This window comes from Mariprofundus sp. KV (assembly GCF_013387475.1).
In the GTDB taxonomy this organism is placed as follows: domain Bacteria; phylum Pseudomonadota; class Zetaproteobacteria; order Mariprofundales; family Mariprofundaceae; genus Mariprofundus.
In genome coordinates this window covers 204,924-220,334 of sequence record NZ_VWNB01000001.1, presented here as the reverse complement: position 1 = coordinate 220,334, position 15,411 = coordinate 204,924, and the positions used below count along the sequence as shown (strand labels likewise).

Below are 15,411 nucleotides of genomic sequence, written 5' to 3'. Positions count from 1 at the left end.
TGCGATGATGAAAATTCCTGCCATCAACCCGGACCATGAGCATCGTAGTGTGCTGCTGCAGCCTGTGGGCTGTGTGGGGCGGTTGGAAGATGTCGCCAACTGGATTGCCAAACGCCAGGGAAAGCTGCTGCCTGATAATCTGAAACCGGCCATTGTTATCTTTGCAGCCGACCACGGGGTGGCTGCTGCGCTGGCCCATCCTGAGATTGGGCCAACGACTGTTGAACGTCTGCAACACGCAGTTTCGAAGCAATCGGTTATTCGCAAACTGGCTGAAGAGGCGGGCGCTTCACTGACTATTGTTGATATGGGTGTTAAAGGTGAACTCTCGGGCGTAGAGCGTGATGTGGTTCGGGAGTCCGGCTCAGCCGATATCAGGGTCGAGTCGGCAATGAGTGAAGCACAGTATTGGGAAGCAGTTGGTATTGGCGAAGAGCTGGCTGCACGTGCCATCAGCGAAGGTGCGAACCTGCTCACTGCCAGCTCGCTTGTATCCGGTGACCGCATCGCCGTTGCTACCCTTATCTGTGAACTTGCAGGTGTTGCGCCAGAGGAGGCGCTGGAGGCGAGTAGTCACGAAACCTATGCAGAGGAGTTGATGGCTGTAGAGATGGCACTGGATCGCGCTCAGGGCACCTCTTCCCACGATATCCTGCGAGAGGTCGGTGGTATTGAGTTGGCAGCGATGGCCGGATTCTATCGGGCTGCTGCGCGTAAGGGGGTGCCTGTTCTGCTTGATGGTAAGGCATCAGCTGCTGCTGCGCTTGCAGCTGCGGCATGGGATGTGCGTATTGCCGGCTGGATGCTGGCCAGCTTTGTTTCTGAGGATCAGGCCCACCATCTGGCACTTGAGGAGTTGGGGCTTGAGCCTCTGATGCATCTGCAACGCCCGCTGATTGGTGGTAAGGGCGCGGCGCTGTTGATGCCACTGCTGCAATCTTCGCTGGCTCTGCATCGCGGCTTTGCTACAGTCGAAGAGCTTTAAATTCTCCTATACGTTTAACCAACAGCGTCTGATTTGACGCGCTGCTTTGGCTGCGCACGGCCAGATCACTGCAGCGTTTCCCTGCTCAGGGGCTCTGTTGAAACTTACAGAATATTTTTTGAGGTGATATAGATGATGGCATGGACATGGATGGTCTTCGGATTTGCACTGCTGGCGACAGTGACAGGCCTCTACCTCGCACTCCGGCAGAAACGTGCGGTTGCCTCTAACCGAGGTGAAGTGCCGACCCGCTTCGCCGAGAAGGTGTCTCTGGCCGCTCATCAGAAGGCGGCTGATTACACCGCTGCCAAACTGCGATTGGGTTCGATCTCAGGTGTCTGGGGGCTGCTGCTTCTGGTTATCTGGACAGTCGGTGGAGGTCTGGCGTGGCTGGGAGAGTTTTCAGCCTCCTTTGAGCTCTCTGTTGTCTGGAGTGGCGTGCTCTTCATGCTGCTCTTTTTTCTGATCGGCACCCTTATCGATCTTCCGATGGAGCTGTATGGCACCTTTGCTATCGAAGCACGTTTCGGCTTCAATAAAATGACGTTGCCCCTCTTTTTCAGTGATATGGCCAAACAGTTTCTGCTTATGCTGGCAATCGGCACACCGCTGGCGTGGGTGGTTTTGACGCTGATGCAGAGTGCAGGCTCGCTCTGGTGGCTCTACGCCTGGCTCTTCTGGACGGCGTTTATGCTGTTGATGATGTGGGGTTATCCGACATTGATAGCGCCGCTGTTTAACAAGTTCGAACCACTGCCTGAAGGTGAGATGAAGGCGACCATTGAAGCGCTGTTAAAACGTTGTGGTTTTGAGAGTAATGGCCTGTTTGTTATGGATGGCTCCAAACGCTCGAGCCATGGCAATGCCTACTTTACCGGTCTGGGCAACGCCAAGCGCATCGTCTTTTTTGATACCCTGATCAATCAGCTGGAGCCCATCGAGACTGAGGCGGTGCTGGCGCATGAGCTGGGCCATTTTCATCACGGACATGTGAAAAAACGGCTGATCGTTATGGTGTTTACAACGCTGATCGGCTTTGCACTGCTTGGCTGGTTGAGTCAGCAGCCATGGTTTTATGCAGGGTTAGGCATCACGGAGCCATCCAATGCTGCTGCGCTGCTGCTGTTTATGCTGGTGATACCGGCATTCACCTTTTTGCTGACGCCACTGATGAGCTATTTCTCCCGTAAGGATGAGTTTGAGGCCGATGCTTACGCTGTGGCCAACAGCAGTGGTGAAGCACTGGTTTCAGCGCTGGTGAAGATGTATGAGGATAATGCCAGCACCCTGACGCCTGATCCTCTCTACAGTGCCTGGCACGATTCACACCCTCCAGCTCCGATCAGGATTGATCATATCGAGTCGCTACTACCCAGGAGCTAACTGGATGTTGCGTGTTGGAGCACCCCCTGGAAGGCCGAGAAGCCCAGTTTTTAATAACGGAACGGCTGGAAGTTTGTGTCGAATGGTTCGAGTTTAAGCGTGCTGGTTCTCTCTTTGTGCGTACAAAGAACGAACCTGGAAAAATACCACGGATTCATTTCAATAAGGCCTGTAAAAAAAAAGCGCCCCGATTGGGACGCTTTATTAAGAGATTAACAGACTCTTCTCTATCTGTTATTTCTCAACCAGAAAGATATCAACCCGGCGGTTTTTGTTGCGTCCCTCAACGGTAGCATTATCAGCAATAAAGTCCGTGGCACCAAAACCCATAGCATGGATTGCTTCAGCCGGGATGCCTGCTTTTTTGAACTCAGCGGCAATTGCATCAGCACGTGCCTGACTCAGGGCAACCTGAGAATCAAAACTGTGCGCAGAGCGTTGCTTGCCGCTGTAGCCACCGATCGGCTCATCATCACAGTAGCCGCGCACCTCGATTGTCTGTGTGCGGGGCTGAGCGAGAAACTTATTGGAGAGCTCTTTGATGGTGCGTCTGGTTTGGGCCGTTACAGCTGTCTGGCCTGAACGGAATGCAATTCTAACCCATAGCTGCTCTTTGATGGCGGCAGCCGCGGCAGCCGCTTCGGCAGCTTTTTTCTGTTTCAGCGCCTCCAGTTCAGCCTGTTGCTGTTTGAGCTCTTCGCGCAGCGCTGCGGCTTCATCGCGCAGTGCGGCATCACCGCCTGACTCCTCGGCAGCCGGAGCCACCTGCTCAACCTGTTGTGGCCGCTCCTGGGTAATCGGTGTGCCATCGGGGTACGCATCGAAGAGAAATGCATCAATCGCCGCACAGCCTGAGAAGAGCGGTAGCAGCAGGATGGTCAGCGAAATTCTTAGCTTGGACATAATCTTTGTCTCCTGATCTGTTTGTAGAGGAACAGCTCTATTTTGCTTTCAGCGCTTCCAGCTCGGCCTTCTGTTGGTTGATCTCGTTGCGCAGCGCAGCTGCCTCTGCTTTCAGACGCTGGTTATCGTTCTGAATATCGGCATCTGAAACTTGTGTGCCATCACTGGCGCAGCCGGAAAAGAGTGTAAACAAGGCAGCAAGTAAAACGGTTCTTAACATATTAGATCCTCCCACAAATGTGAGAATAGGCCATTCTCAGGAATCCGCAAGACGTTGTATAAAGCGCTTACTCGTAGACAGAACGCAAGCCCTTTAAAAAACGGTCGCCCCGGGTCTGTTGCCCTTCAAGGATGGCATAAGGGTCCTCTCCGAGAGCTTTGACCGATTCATTGGCATAGGCGCGCTTGGTATCTTCTGTCATGCGCTGCCAGTCAGAGGCATCAACAATACCGTCATCGGTCAGATCAAAGCGGGCATCAACGCTTAAACCACCCGCCGCCCAACTGTTGTTAACCAGCACAAAAGCAAAAAGGGTAGCGGCTAACAGAGACGTTTTTGTATCCATAGCTGCTACCCTCCTTATGCTGTTGTATGACTACTTTATCCGGATGCGAACACCCGGGCCACGATTAATAACGGTAGTGGTTTGGCTTGTACGGACCCTCTACAGGTACGCCGATATAGTCAGCCTGTTCCTGCGAAAGCGGGGTCAGGTTCACACCAACCTTGGCAAGATGCAGACGCGCCACCTCTTCGTCCAGTTTCTTCGGCAGGGTGTACACTTCATTCTTGTACTCACCGGTCTGTGTGAACAGCTCGATCTGCGCCAGCGTCTGGTTGGTGAAGGAGTTGGACATCACGAAACTTGGATGGCCCGTGCCACAGCCCAAGTTCACCAGACGACCCTCTGCCAGCAGCGTGATGCGCTTGCCATCAGGGAAGATGATCTGATCCACCTGTGGTTTAACATTGTCCCACTCATATTTCTTCAGACTGGCAACATCGATCTCATTGTCGAAGTGGCCGATGTTGCAGACGATGGACTGATCCTTCATCGCTGCCATGTGGTCGTGGGTGATGACGTGGTAGTTGCCTGTGGTGGTAACAAAGATATCACCCAGGGCGCATGCTTCGTCCATATTTACAACACGGTAGCCTTCCATCGCAGCCTGCAGTGCGCAGATCGGATCGATCTCGGTCACCCAGGTGGTGGCACCCATGCCACGGAACGCCTGTGCACAGCCCTTGCCGACATCACCGTAACCGAGCACGACGCAGATTTTGCCTGCAATCATGACATCGGTTGCGCGCTTGATGCCGTCCAGCAGTGACTCGCGGCAGCCGTAGAGGTTGTCGAATTTGGATTTGGTCACAGAGTCGTTCACGTTGATCGCAGGGAACGGCAGCTCGCCACGCTCGAACATCTGATACAGACGGTGAACACCGGTGGTGGTCTCTTCGGTTACGCCGCGAATCGCATCACGACGGCTGGTGTAGTAGCCGGGCTGCGTGGCCAGACGTTTCTTGATCGATGCGAACAGAGCCACCTCCTCTTCGGAGCCCGGATTATCCAGTACAGATGCATCCTTCTCCGCTTTGGCACCAAGCACCAGCAGGGTCGTGGCGTCGCCACCATCATCAAGGATCATGTTTGGTGTGCCACCGTCATGCCACTCCATGATGTTGTGGCAGAACTCCCAGTACTCATCTAGTGTCTCGCCCTTATGGGCAAAAACCGGAATACCTTCAGCAGCAATGGCTGCAGCAGCGTGGTCCTGTGTAGAGTAGATGTTGCATGATGCCCAGCGCACTTCAGCGCCCAGCGCGGTCAGTGTTTCAATCAACACGCCGGTCTGGATGGTCATATGCAGGCTGCCTGCAATGCGGGCGCCCTTCAGTGGCTGGGATGCCGCATACTTTTCGCGGGTCACCATCAGGCCCGGCATTTCAGTCTCGGCGATGGTCAGCTCTTTGCGACCCCAGGCAATGGTTGCCGGGGACATATCTGCTACTTTGTAATCGGTAAAATCAGACATTCTCATACTCCTATGGCTTGCCCGGCTGCGTTGCAACAAACCGGGCATAAAAATATGAGCACCGTTGAACATTTTTCGACTGAGCCTGGTACCGCTTTGCGGCACTGCAGTGCTCCTCAGTCTGGAAGCAAATCGACCACACAAAGGTGGCCGGTTTGTTTATCCTGGTCAAAGTCGGTTGTGAATCTGCTCCCGCACCTATGGATGGGTGCCAAAACAGAGTGCTTGGCACTCTGTTTTGTGAGCAAAGTCAAAACGACGTTTTTGGCTTTGCGTTAGCCGGGAAATGCACGATGCATTTATCCGGCTTTCAATTAAACCCCGGCGGCAGCCTTGATGGCGTCCACTTTGTCGGTCTTCTCCCAGGTGAAGTCCGGCAGTTCGCGGCCAAAGTGACCGTAAGCAGCGGTCTGTGCGTAGATTGGACGCAGCAGATCAAGTGTCTGCACAATGCCCTTCGGACGCAGATCAAACACTTCACTCACGATATCAGCCAGTCTGCTGTCATCAATCTTGCCTGTGCCGAAGGTGTTGACCATGACAGAGAGAGGGTGTGCTACACCGATAGCATAGGCCACCTGCACTTCGCAGCGGTCAGCAAGGCCGGCAGCAACGATATTCTTGGCAACATAACGCATCATGTAACATGCAGAGCGGTCAACCTTTGTTGGATCTTTACCGGAGAAGGCGCCGCCACCGTGATGGCCGAACCCGCCGTAGGTATCAACGATAATCTTGCGACCGGTTACACCGCAATCGCCTACAGGGCCACCGATCACAAAGCGACCGGTTGGATTGATGTGGTAAGCGGTGCCTGCATGCAGCAGACCGGTATCGCCGAGGATTGGATTGATCACCTCTTCCATGATCGCTTCAGAGAGATCCTTGTGGCTTACATCCGGATTATGCTGGGTGGAGAGTACAACTGCATCAATGGCGACAGGTTTGTAGTTCTCATAACGAACCGTGACCTGTGATTTGGCATCCGGCCGCAGGAAGTTGAGTTTGCCCGACTTGCGAACATCAGCCTGTTTGGCCACCAGCAGATGAGAGAGGTGGATCGGGGTTGGCATCAACACCTCGGTTTCGTTGGTTGCGTATCCGAACATCAGCCCCTGATCGCCTGCACCCTGATCAAGATCGAGTCCTTCTCCGACATTCACGCCCATGGCGATATCAGGCGACTGCTTATCGAGACTGACCAGCACAGAACATGACTCCCAGTCAAAACCCATCGCGGATGAGTTGTAACCGATATCCTTGATCGCACTGCGCACGATATCCTGATAATCGAGTACTGCAGTTGTGGTGATCTCACCGGCAATCAGAGCCAGGCCTGTAGTCACAAGCGTTTCACACGCTACACGTGCATATTTGTCCTGCTCGAGAATGGCATCCAGAACGCTGTCGGAGATGCGGTCAGCAACCTTGTCCGGGTGACCCTCGGAGACCGATTCGGATGTAAATACAAAATTATTGCTCATGAATTTCCTGCCCTGTAGTTGGAGTATAGTTTAAGCCGGGGAAACATTGCGGCGGAGTATAGACGAAACAGAGAAAAGCACAAAACCGTGATTAACTGCGGCTGATGGCGAGCAGCATACCAAGCCCCGTCACTGCGCCTGCAAGCAGCAGTATGCCGGTTCCCGCGTCGCTGGCGAGACTCCAGGCCAGCCAGCCACCACCACCGGCAGAGAGCATCGCGCCGATCAGTGCAGAGAGGCGTGAGGGCTCACTGTTGAAGGTGACCTTGCCCTCCTCAATGCGGGAGAGCACGCCATCAATCTTGGCCGGCAGTCGCATCCAGTCATGCAGCTGGTCACGAATCTCTTCGCCAACGGCTTCAGCCTTGCCGATCGGGCCCATGTGGCGCGTCATCCACTCCGTGATCATCGGCCGTGCCAGCATCCAGATATTGGCCTGATCGGCCAGTTCGCGAGCCACCCCTTCGATCACCACCATCGTCTTCTGCAGCAGCAGCAGTTGTGGTTGCGTCTCCATCTTGAAGCGTTCGGTTACCGCAAACATCGAGAGGAGAAGCTCGGCAATGGAGATGTCACCCAGGGGGCGGTTAAAGATTGGCACGGCGATCTCACGCAGGGCATCCTCAAAGGCGGAGATGTCGGTATTGGCTGGTACATACCCGGCCTCAACATGCACCTCGGCGGCGCGACGGTAATCCTCCTGCAGAAAAGCCAGCAGCATACCGGCAATATAACGGCGCGATTTGATATCAAGTCTGCCCACAATGCCGAAATCGATAAAGATGATGTCGCCGTTATCACCGACAAAGATGTTGCCCGGATGCATATCGGCATGGAAGTAACCATCGGTGAATACCATGCGGAAAAACTGGGTGGCGGCCCGTTCGCACAGTTTCAGGCAGTCATGGCCCGCCGCTTCCAGCTTCGCCTTCTCATCAATCGGGGTGCCGCAGATGCGTTCGGTGGTCAGTACCTCGGTCTGGGTGTAGTCCCACAGTACTTCAGGTACACGTACCCCCTCTACTTCGGCAAAGTTTTCGGCAAAGCGGCTGGCGTGAGCAGCTTCAGCGCGCAGGTTCAGCTCACCACGGATGGTGATCGCGAACTCCTCAATCACCTGTGGTGCTTTCAGGCGATGGTATTCAGGGAAGTAGCGGTGGAAAAGGCTAGCCAGCAGCTTGAGAATTGAGAGATCCGATTCAATGGTGCGGCTGATATGATCACGGCGAACCTTAACGGCCACCTGACGACCATCGGCCAGCTCTGCAAAGTGAACCTGAGCGATAGATGCGGCAGCAACAGGGGTCTCATCAAAGGTCGCATAGACACCATGTTCACCGGTGAGCGGCCTCTTAAAGCTCTGCTCGATAACGCGGCGCACCTTCTCAAACGGCTCCGGAGGTACATCGTCCTGTAGTTTCTTCAGCTCCAGTGCCACCTCAAGCGGCAGTAGATCAACACGTGTGGAGAGCATCTGTCCGAACTTGATAAAGGTGGGGCCAAGCTCCTCCAGTACCAGTCGAATCTGCGTGCCGAGATCCTTGGGCAGGTCATCGCCACGGAAGAGCTGAACCAGCCAGACATAGGGGTAGAACAGGCGCATGCGTACAGCCAGAGCGGCCATGCCGTGACTGGCCAGAATGTGGCCGATGCGCATCAGGCGCAGATTGCGGCGCAGGTTGGAGGGTAGTTTTATCACGCAGGTATTGGCATCAGGCTTCGCTCTTCTCTTCGCAGAGATGCTCTAACCTGTGTTCAGCGCGGGTAACCCGCCCTTTAAGCTTGCTGATCTGATGTGAGAAGCGCTCAACACCTGCCTGCCACTGCTGCAGACGTGCGGCATCAGGGATATCCATCGACTGCAGATTGTTCTGCAACATCTGTTTGGTGCCGTCGGCCAGCTTCTGTTCGGCGGCAACCAGTGCGTGAGCAGCCCTGGCGACACGGGTGCCGAAGAAGTCACCGAATGAGGCGCGCAGCTCGCGCTCCCAATCCAGATCGGCAGCAGCAAACAGCTTCTTAAAACGCAGCATGGCATCGGAGTCGCCGGAGAGTTTCAACACCTGCTGAAAGACCAGTTCATCGGGATCCTCATGGGCAAAACACATGCGGGCAAAGCCTGCAGTGGTACCAGCCAGACGCACATTGGGTTCACCATCAAAGGTGGAGTGAACCCACGCCTTGCCACGTGAAAAACCGAGAAACATGATGGCATTGGTATCAGAGACATGGATGCGGAAAACGCGTCCTTCAAGGTCGGCCAGATAGGGCTTAAGGCTGGCATCACGCGAGAAGACCAGCTCCAGCACTGTGGTCATCACCACACACTGCACCGGTACCGGAATCAGCCTTAATGGTAAAAACATCACACTCATGAGGCTGTTGCCTCATTCATTGATTGATCCGCTCTGCGGCATCCATGCCTCGAGCTTGCATGCAAATTGAAAAACGTGGTTTTCAATTCGCTTACGGGCTCGCATGCGCTTGCCCGCCGCACTTCCATGTGCGGGTTGGTTGTTTCACTCATGATTTGCGCACCCTCCGTGACAGAATCTGCAATTCTCCATACATGGATGTATGGCGGCGCAATGCGCCGTAAGCCATATGAAGACCGCGCTCTTCATATGGCGTTAAAGGACGAAGGCAGGATGCTCCGAGTCCGTGTCTCACAATTTGTATCCACGGTGCAGGGCGACGATGCCGCCGGTGAGGTTATCATATTTGACCAGATCAAATCCGGCTTTGCGGATCAGCTTGGCAAAGCGCTCCTGATCGGGGAAGCGGCGGATCGACTCAACCAGATACTGGTAGGATTCGCGGTCACCGGTGATTTTCTCACCCATCAGCGGGATAACATTGAACGAGTAGGCGTCATAGATCACATCAAGGCCGGGCAGTGTGGGGCGTGAGAACTCCAGGCACATAAACTGGCCGCCGGGTTTAAGGATGCGGTAGAACTCGGCCAGCCCTGCCTCAATATCGAGGAAGTTGCGGATACCGAAGGCGATGGTGACACAGTCAAACGAGTTGTCGGCAAAGGCGAGGCTGGTGCCATCAGACTGGATGCAGTCAGCACGCCCCGGCAGTAGTCCCTCATCAATGACCCGGCGTGCACCTTCAGCGAGCATCGGGCCGTTAAGATCAGTCAGCACAACGCGGCCGGTCGGCCCCATCTTTTTGGCCAGCCCGATGGCGATATCGCCTGAGCCTGCGGCGACATCGAGAACCCTGCTGCCGGCGCCGATGGCTGCTTTGGCAAACATGGTGCGTTTCCAGAGCCGGTGCATGCCACCGCTCATGACGTCGTTCATAATATCGTACTGGCTGGCAACCGAGGAGAATACGCCCATCACGCGGTTGACCTTCTCGCTGCCACTTACAGTCTCAAAGCCGAAGTGGGTCGCAGCTTCCGCAGCACCGGATGTTGTGTTTGTGTCGATGTTTTGATTTCTGTCGTTCATGGGATGCGCATCGTATCAGGCCTTTGCCTACTCTCCAAATAAAGCCTTTATATATATAGGGAAGCTGGCGAATTTCATCTGTTTCTGGTGAGTAAGCTGTGGATAAGTAGTGGATGGATTGTGTGTGTTAAAACACTACAGTTGGTGTGTCGAGATGGCTTGACACCCTAGATATTGTGCCTACACTCGCTGCCAAGATTTCGGTTTCCGGCGCTTTTGCCGGTTTATAGTCGGGGGGGAGTGCATGAGCGCAAACAGTAATGCTTTGAAGGTCGCATCAATTAACGGGGCGCAGCAGAAAGGGGTCGGAGATATCACCTTTCAGCCCGCATCGCTGGATATCTGGGATAAGAAGTATCGCCTCAAGGATAAGTTCCACAACGCTGTTGATGAGGATGTCGAAGCGACTTATGAGCGTGTAGCCAGAGCACTGGCTGCCGTTGAAGATGAAGAGAAGCGTGATGAGTGGTTCGAGAAATTCACATGGGCACTGGCCAACGGCGCGATCCCTGCCGGTCGTATTATGTCCAATGCAGGAGCTGAGGCACACAAGCCTGCGACCAGCACCATCAACTGCACGGTTTCCGGCACCGTTCCCGATTCAATGGATGGTATCCTCTCCATGGTGCATGAGGCGGGGCTGACCCTGAAAGCGGGCTGCGGCATCGGTTATGAGTTCTCCACCCTGCGTCCGAAGGGTGCCTATGTTTCCGGCGCCGGCGCCTACACCTCCGGCCCGCTCAGCTTCATGGATATCTATGACAAGATGTGTTTCACCGTCTCCTCCGCCGGTGGCCGTCGTGGCGCTCAGATGGGTACCTTTGATATCTCTCACCCTGATATTACCGACTTTATCCGTGCCAAACGTGAAGATGGTCGCCTGCGCCAGTTTAATCTCTCCTGCCTGGTTACCCGTGATTTCATGGAGGCGGTGAAGAGTGATGGCGACTGGGATCTTGTCTTCCCGGCCAGCCAGACCGAGATCGATGATCCGGAGACCCGCATCGTCTTTAAACATGTTGCCAATGCACCGAAGGGTTCGGTCAGGGATGACCGTGGTTATGTGGCCTGCAAGGTCTACCGCACCATGAAAGCCCAGCGCCTCTGGGATGTGATCATGGCTTCCACCTACGACTATGCCGAGCCCGGCTTTATCCTTATTGATGAGGTCAATGAGCTGAACAACAACTGGTTCTGTGAAGATGTGCGTGCCACCAACCCGTGTGGTGAGCAGCCACTGCCACCCTATGGTGCCTGCCTGCTCGGTTCTGTGAATCTGACCAAGTTTGTACGCGACCCCTTCACCGATAACGCCCGCTTTGACTGGGAAGCCTACCGCAAGGTGGTCGCTATCTTCACCCGCATGCTCGATAATGTGGTCGATATCAATGGTCTGCCACTGCCCAAACAGCGCGAAGAGATTCTCTCCAAGCGCCGTCATGGCATGGGTTTCCTGGGACTGGGTTCCGCACTGACCATGCTGCGCACGCCATACGGCACGGCTGAGTCGCTCGAGTTTACCGAGAAGATCGCCTATGAGATGGCGCGCACCGGTTTCCAGACAGGTCTTGAGCTGGCTGAAGAGAAGGGTGTCGCCCCGGCTCTCGAGCAGGAGTATGAGGTAACCGCTGAGATGATGTCCAAGCGTCCCGAGATGCTTGATGACGGCATCAAAATCGGCGACAAACTGGCCGGTAAGGTGCTCTGGGGCAAGTACTCCAAATATATGCAGAAGTTCCTCGCCACCGGCAGTGATGAGGACAAGGCGATGATCGAAGCGTTGATTGAGAAGGGGTGCCGCTTTACGCACCACTCATCAATTGCTCCGACCGGCACGATCTCGCTCTCTCTGGCCAACAACGCCTCTAACGGTATTGAGCCGAGTTTTGCACACCACTATGCACGCAACATCATTCGCGAAGGTAAGAAGTCGAAAGAGAAGGTGGATGTGTTCAGCTTTGAGATGCTCGCTTATCGTGAGTTGATCAATCCGGCTGCCATGCCGTTCAGTGATGATGAGGCGACAAAGCTTCCGGACTACTTCATCTCGGCCGATGAGGTTACACCCAAGCAGCATGTCGATATTCAGGCTGCCGCCCAGCGCTGGGTCGATTCGTCGATCTCCAAAACTGCCAACGTACCGACCGATTTCCCGTATGAAGAGTTCAAGGATATCTATCTCTACGCCTACGAGCAGGGGCTTAAAGGCTGCACCACCTTCCGCTTTAATCCTGAAGCCTTCCAGGGCGTACTGGTGAAAGAGGAAGATCTCACCAACACCACCTACAAGTTCAAACTTGAAGATGGCACTGAGATTGAGGCCAAGGGTAATGAAGAGATCGAGTATGATGGTGAGATGCATACCGCAGCCAACCTCTTTGATGCCTTGAAAGAAGGTTATTACGGTAAGTTTTGATGGTTTGAACCGGGATGCGGGCTCCTGCCCGCCCCCTTAAACGGCAAGCGAAAAACGTGGTTTTCCCTTGCCTCACAAAGATGAAAAGCTCCCTTTTCATCTTTGGCGACACATCGTGTGTCGCAGCTATAGAGATATTACAGGTGTTTGGTTTTTCTTTGTGCCTTCGTGTCTCTGTGGTGAGCAAAAAAATCTGTGGGTATTGGCTGGTCCTTCTCTATCTGGTTCATACGGAGTTAAGGGCACCCGCAAATACCGGTCGCAGCGTCCGGGCATGCAAGGCAACCATGGAAATACGCTGCAATATTCAGGGCAGAACCGGAAACGTCTCCGGTTGTGCAGGAGGTAAGTGATGGCTATTAAAATTGAGAGTAAAATCACCGGTTACGAAGTGAAGAAACCCGGAGAAGAGGCGGCGAAAGAGGTGGCAACAGTTCACCATATCGCACCGCTGCTTGAGCGTGACGATATCCTTGAGGGTAGCACCTACAAGATCAAAACGCCGAACTCCGATCACGCCATGTATATCACCATCAATGATGTCATTGTTACCGAGCCGGATGGCTCCTCGCATCGGCGTCCGTTTGAGGTGTTCATCAACTCCAAGAATATGGAGCACTTCATGTGGATCGTGGCGCTTACCCGCATCACCTCTGCAATCTTCCGCAAGGGTGGCGATATCACCTTCCTGGTGGAGGAGCTCAAAGCGGTATTTGATCCGCGCGGCGGCTACTACAAACGTGGCGGCAAATATATGCCATCGATTGTTGCCGAGATCGGTGAGGTGATTCAGCAGCATCTGATCTCCATCGGCATGATGGAGGGCACGCTGAATAACGCCGAATTGCAGGCCAAACGTCAGGAGGCTGAGGCCAAGCTGGGTGCGGATGCGGTTGCTAAAGGACAGCAGTGTGACAAGTGTGGTGCGATGGCGGTTGTAAGGCTCGATAACTGCAACTGCTGCCTGGAGTGCGGCGACTCTAAATGTGGTTGATTGAACGCCAGGGGTGCAAAAAAGGGGGCAGTCGTTAGGGTGCGCCCCTTTTTTAACCCCAACTATCAACCACGAGGGCTTTATGACACCAGATGATTTAAGCATCGATTACGAAGAGGGCGGTATCCTTACCACCAAACAGCTGGATAAAGTGATCCTCAGCAAGGGCGCATGGACCACCATCATGTTCCGCTATGTGAACTGGGAAGCTGCCAAAGAGGAGTATGGTGAGGACAAATTCACCATCCGCCGCTTTCAGAAGCGTAACGGTGAATACACCCCGCGCTCCAAGTTCAATATCACCAACGCCAAGCAGGCCAAGCAGATTGTTGAAGCGCTGCAGGGTTGGATAGACGAGAAATAAGAGATCAATGATCTGATAAGTTGCCGGTGCAAATGGCAAAAGGGGAGCCCATCGGCTCCCCTTTTTTTTGCAGTTTGCTGTGCATCCCCTTTCTGGATTTGCACTATTCGCAAATCGCGAATAGCATATGCCGATGATTCTTAAACCACAGGATATAATTGTTGCACTCAAACTGGTGGCGCTAAAAGGAAAGCCATGGAGTTATGTGCAACTTGCCAATGAACTCTGTATGAGTGCCTCGGAAATTAATGCCGGAGTTAAGCGTGCTATAAGGGCAAGGCTGCTGGTGCAGCTTGGAGAAGATAAGCAGCCGCAACCTAACAGAAAAGCTCTGGAGGAGTTTCTTATTCACGGCGTGAAATACGCATTTCCCCCGGATCATGGTTCCATTGTACGCGGTATGAAAACCTCATACGCCATTTCTCCGATAGCAGATCAACTGATCATGGATGGAGAGTTTCCTCCCGTCTGGCCCTATGCAGAGGGTAAAGAGCGTGGTGTTTCATTTTCTCCGCTCTATCGATCAGTTCCGATGGCTGCAGAGAAAGATGCCGTGCTGTATGAGTTGCTTGCGCTTGTCGATGCCATCAGGGGCGGCCGGGTAAGAGAACGGGAGATCGCAGAAAATCTGTTAATGCAGAGATTGAATGCATGGGCCTGAATCGCGATGTGAATCTGGCGATGATGAGTATCGTTGCTAATCGCCTGGGGGCATTGAAAGAGAAGGTGGTTTTTCTTGGTGGTTGCACAACAGGGCTTCTGATTAGTGATCCTGCAGCAGAAGATGTGCGGGCCACGATTGATGTTGATCTGATAGTAGAGGTGGCAACATACCTCGACTTTCACAGCATTGAATCAGCCATGCGCCATCAGGGTTTCAAGCCCGATGTTGAGAGTGGTATTCATTGCCGCTGGCGCAGCGAAGATATCACTGTGGATCTGATGCCAACTGATGAAGCTATTCTCGGCTTCTCCAATCGTTGGTATAGCAGTGCCATTATCCATGCTGTTGAAGATACACTTCCCGATGGAAGTCAGATAAGACGTGTAACCGCACCCTATTTCATTGCCACCAAAATTGAGGCATTCCATGGGCGGGGACGCGGAGATTTCATCGCCAGCCATGATTTCGAGGATATCGTAACTGTCATTGATGGGCGTGAAGAGCTGTATGATGAGATAGCCAGCAGTGAACAATCGCTACGAGAGTTTATTGCTGCCAGTTTCAGTGCGTGGTCAGAGAATTCCGACCTGTTTATGGCCCTTGCAGGGCAACTACCTCCAGATAGTGAAAGCCAAAAACGGTATGGCCTGCTGGAGCGAAGATTTATGGCATTGGCCTCGATGCAATAACCAGTGCCGGTGCAAATGGCAAAAGGGGAGC

15 protein-coding genes and 1 riboswitch are annotated in these 15,411 nt (G+C 53.8%); of the genes, 7 read left to right on the top strand and 8 right to left on the bottom strand.

The annotated features are described in order from the left end of the window. The first annotated feature begins 4 nt into the window (after positions 1-4). Both F3F93_RS01215 and F3F93_RS01210 read left to right on the top strand, forming a co-directional pair. On the top strand, positions 5-985 hold the full coding sequence (locus F3F93_RS01215; RefSeq protein WP_241696875.1) for a nicotinate-nucleotide--dimethylbenzimidazole phosphoribosyltransferase: 981 nt from the start codon (positions 5-7) through the stop codon (positions 983-985). 132 nt (positions 986-1,117) lie between these two features. Next, positions 1,118-2,368 carry a M48 family metallopeptidase gene (locus F3F93_RS01210; protein ID WP_176957328.1) on the top strand — a complete coding sequence of 417 codons (1,251 nt, stop codon included), beginning with the start codon at positions 1,118-1,120 and terminating at the stop codon, positions 2,366-2,368. 234 nt (positions 2,369-2,602) lie between these two features. Here F3F93_RS01210 and F3F93_RS01205 read toward each other — a convergent pair whose 3' ends face one another. The 8 genes from F3F93_RS01205 to ubiE all read right to left on the bottom strand — a co-directional run bounded on the left by F3F93_RS01205 (position 2,603) and on the right by ubiE (position 10,253). Beyond that, complete coding sequence (locus F3F93_RS01205; RefSeq protein WP_176957327.1) at positions 2,603-3,271, bottom strand: OmpA family protein; 669 nt, start codon at positions 3,269-3,271, stop codon at positions 2,603-2,605. 37 nt (positions 3,272-3,308) lie between these two features. Next, entirely contained in the window at positions 3,309-3,491 is a 183-nt protein-coding gene (locus tag F3F93_RS01200) for an S-adenosyl-L-homocysteine hydrolase (RefSeq protein ID WP_176957113.1), read from the bottom strand. A 67-nt stretch (positions 3,492-3,558) separates the two neighbouring features. Next, a complete protein-coding gene (locus F3F93_RS01195; RefSeq protein ID WP_176957326.1) occupies positions 3,559-3,837 on the bottom strand; it encodes a hypothetical protein in 279 nt (92 codons plus the stop codon). A 64-nt stretch (positions 3,838-3,901) separates the two neighbouring features. Further along, positions 3,902-5,308: an adenosylhomocysteinase gene (ahcY, locus tag F3F93_RS01190; RefSeq protein ID WP_176957325.1), complete on the bottom strand. Its 1,407-nt coding sequence runs from the start codon at positions 5,306-5,308 to the stop codon at positions 3,902-3,904. A 49-nt stretch (positions 5,309-5,357) separates the two neighbouring features. After that, a riboswitch (S-adenosyl-L-homocysteine riboswitch) is annotated at positions 5,358-5,432 on the bottom strand. Between the two features lie 190 nt (positions 5,433-5,622). Beyond that, positions 5,623-6,792 carry a methionine adenosyltransferase gene (metK, locus tag F3F93_RS01185; RefSeq protein ID WP_176957324.1) on the bottom strand — a complete coding sequence of 390 codons (1,170 nt, stop codon included), beginning with the start codon at positions 6,790-6,792 and terminating at the stop codon, positions 5,623-5,625. 91 nt (positions 6,793-6,883) lie between these two features. Next, positions 6,884-8,491 (bottom strand): 2-polyprenylphenol 6-hydroxylase, encoded by a 1,608-nt coding sequence (gene ubiB, locus F3F93_RS01180; protein ID WP_347239153.1) that lies wholly within the window; start codon positions 8,489-8,491, stop codon positions 6,884-6,886. Between the two features lie 13 nt (positions 8,492-8,504). After that, a complete protein-coding gene (locus F3F93_RS01175; RefSeq protein WP_176957323.1) occupies positions 8,505-9,167 on the bottom strand; it encodes an SCP2 sterol-binding domain-containing protein in 663 nt (220 codons plus the stop codon). 291 nt (positions 9,168-9,458) lie between these two features. Continuing rightward, entirely contained in the window at positions 9,459-10,253 is a 795-nt protein-coding gene (ubiE, locus tag F3F93_RS01170) for a bifunctional demethylmenaquinone methyltransferase/2-methoxy-6-polyprenyl-1,4-benzoquinol methylase UbiE (protein ID WP_176957322.1), read from the bottom strand. 244 nt (positions 10,254-10,497) lie between these two features. On the opposite strand from ubiE, the gene F3F93_RS01165 reads away from it, so the two are divergent. The 5 genes from F3F93_RS01165 to F3F93_RS01145 all read left to right on the top strand — a co-directional run bounded on the left by F3F93_RS01165 (position 10,498) and on the right by F3F93_RS01145 (position 15,380). After that, the gene (locus F3F93_RS01165) at positions 10,498-12,669 is read left to right on the top strand and encodes an adenosylcobalamin-dependent ribonucleoside-diphosphate reductase (RefSeq protein ID WP_176957321.1); all 2,172 of its coding nucleotides are present in this window, start codon (positions 10,498-10,500) and stop codon (positions 12,667-12,669) included. Between the two features lie 352 nt (positions 12,670-13,021). Beyond that, positions 13,022-13,663, top strand: coding sequence for a TSCPD domain-containing protein (locus tag F3F93_RS01160; RefSeq protein ID WP_176957320.1), 642 nt, complete (start codon positions 13,022-13,024; stop codon positions 13,661-13,663). 82 nt (positions 13,664-13,745) lie between these two features. Then, the gene (locus F3F93_RS01155; RefSeq protein WP_176957319.1) at positions 13,746-14,027 is read left to right on the top strand and encodes a hypothetical protein; all 282 of its coding nucleotides are present in this window, start codon (positions 13,746-13,748) and stop codon (positions 14,025-14,027) included. 133 nt (positions 14,028-14,160) lie between these two features. Next, positions 14,161-14,688, top strand: a complete 528-nt coding sequence (locus tag F3F93_RS01150) for a hypothetical protein (RefSeq protein ID WP_176957318.1) — start codon at positions 14,161-14,163, stop codon at positions 14,686-14,688. Further along, positions 14,679-15,380, top strand: coding sequence for a hypothetical protein (locus tag F3F93_RS01145; RefSeq protein WP_176957317.1), 702 nt, complete (start codon positions 14,679-14,681; stop codon positions 15,378-15,380). Before F3F93_RS01150 ends, F3F93_RS01145 begins: the two co-directional genes overlap by 10 nt. The last annotated feature ends 31 nt before the right edge of the window (positions 15,381-15,411 follow it).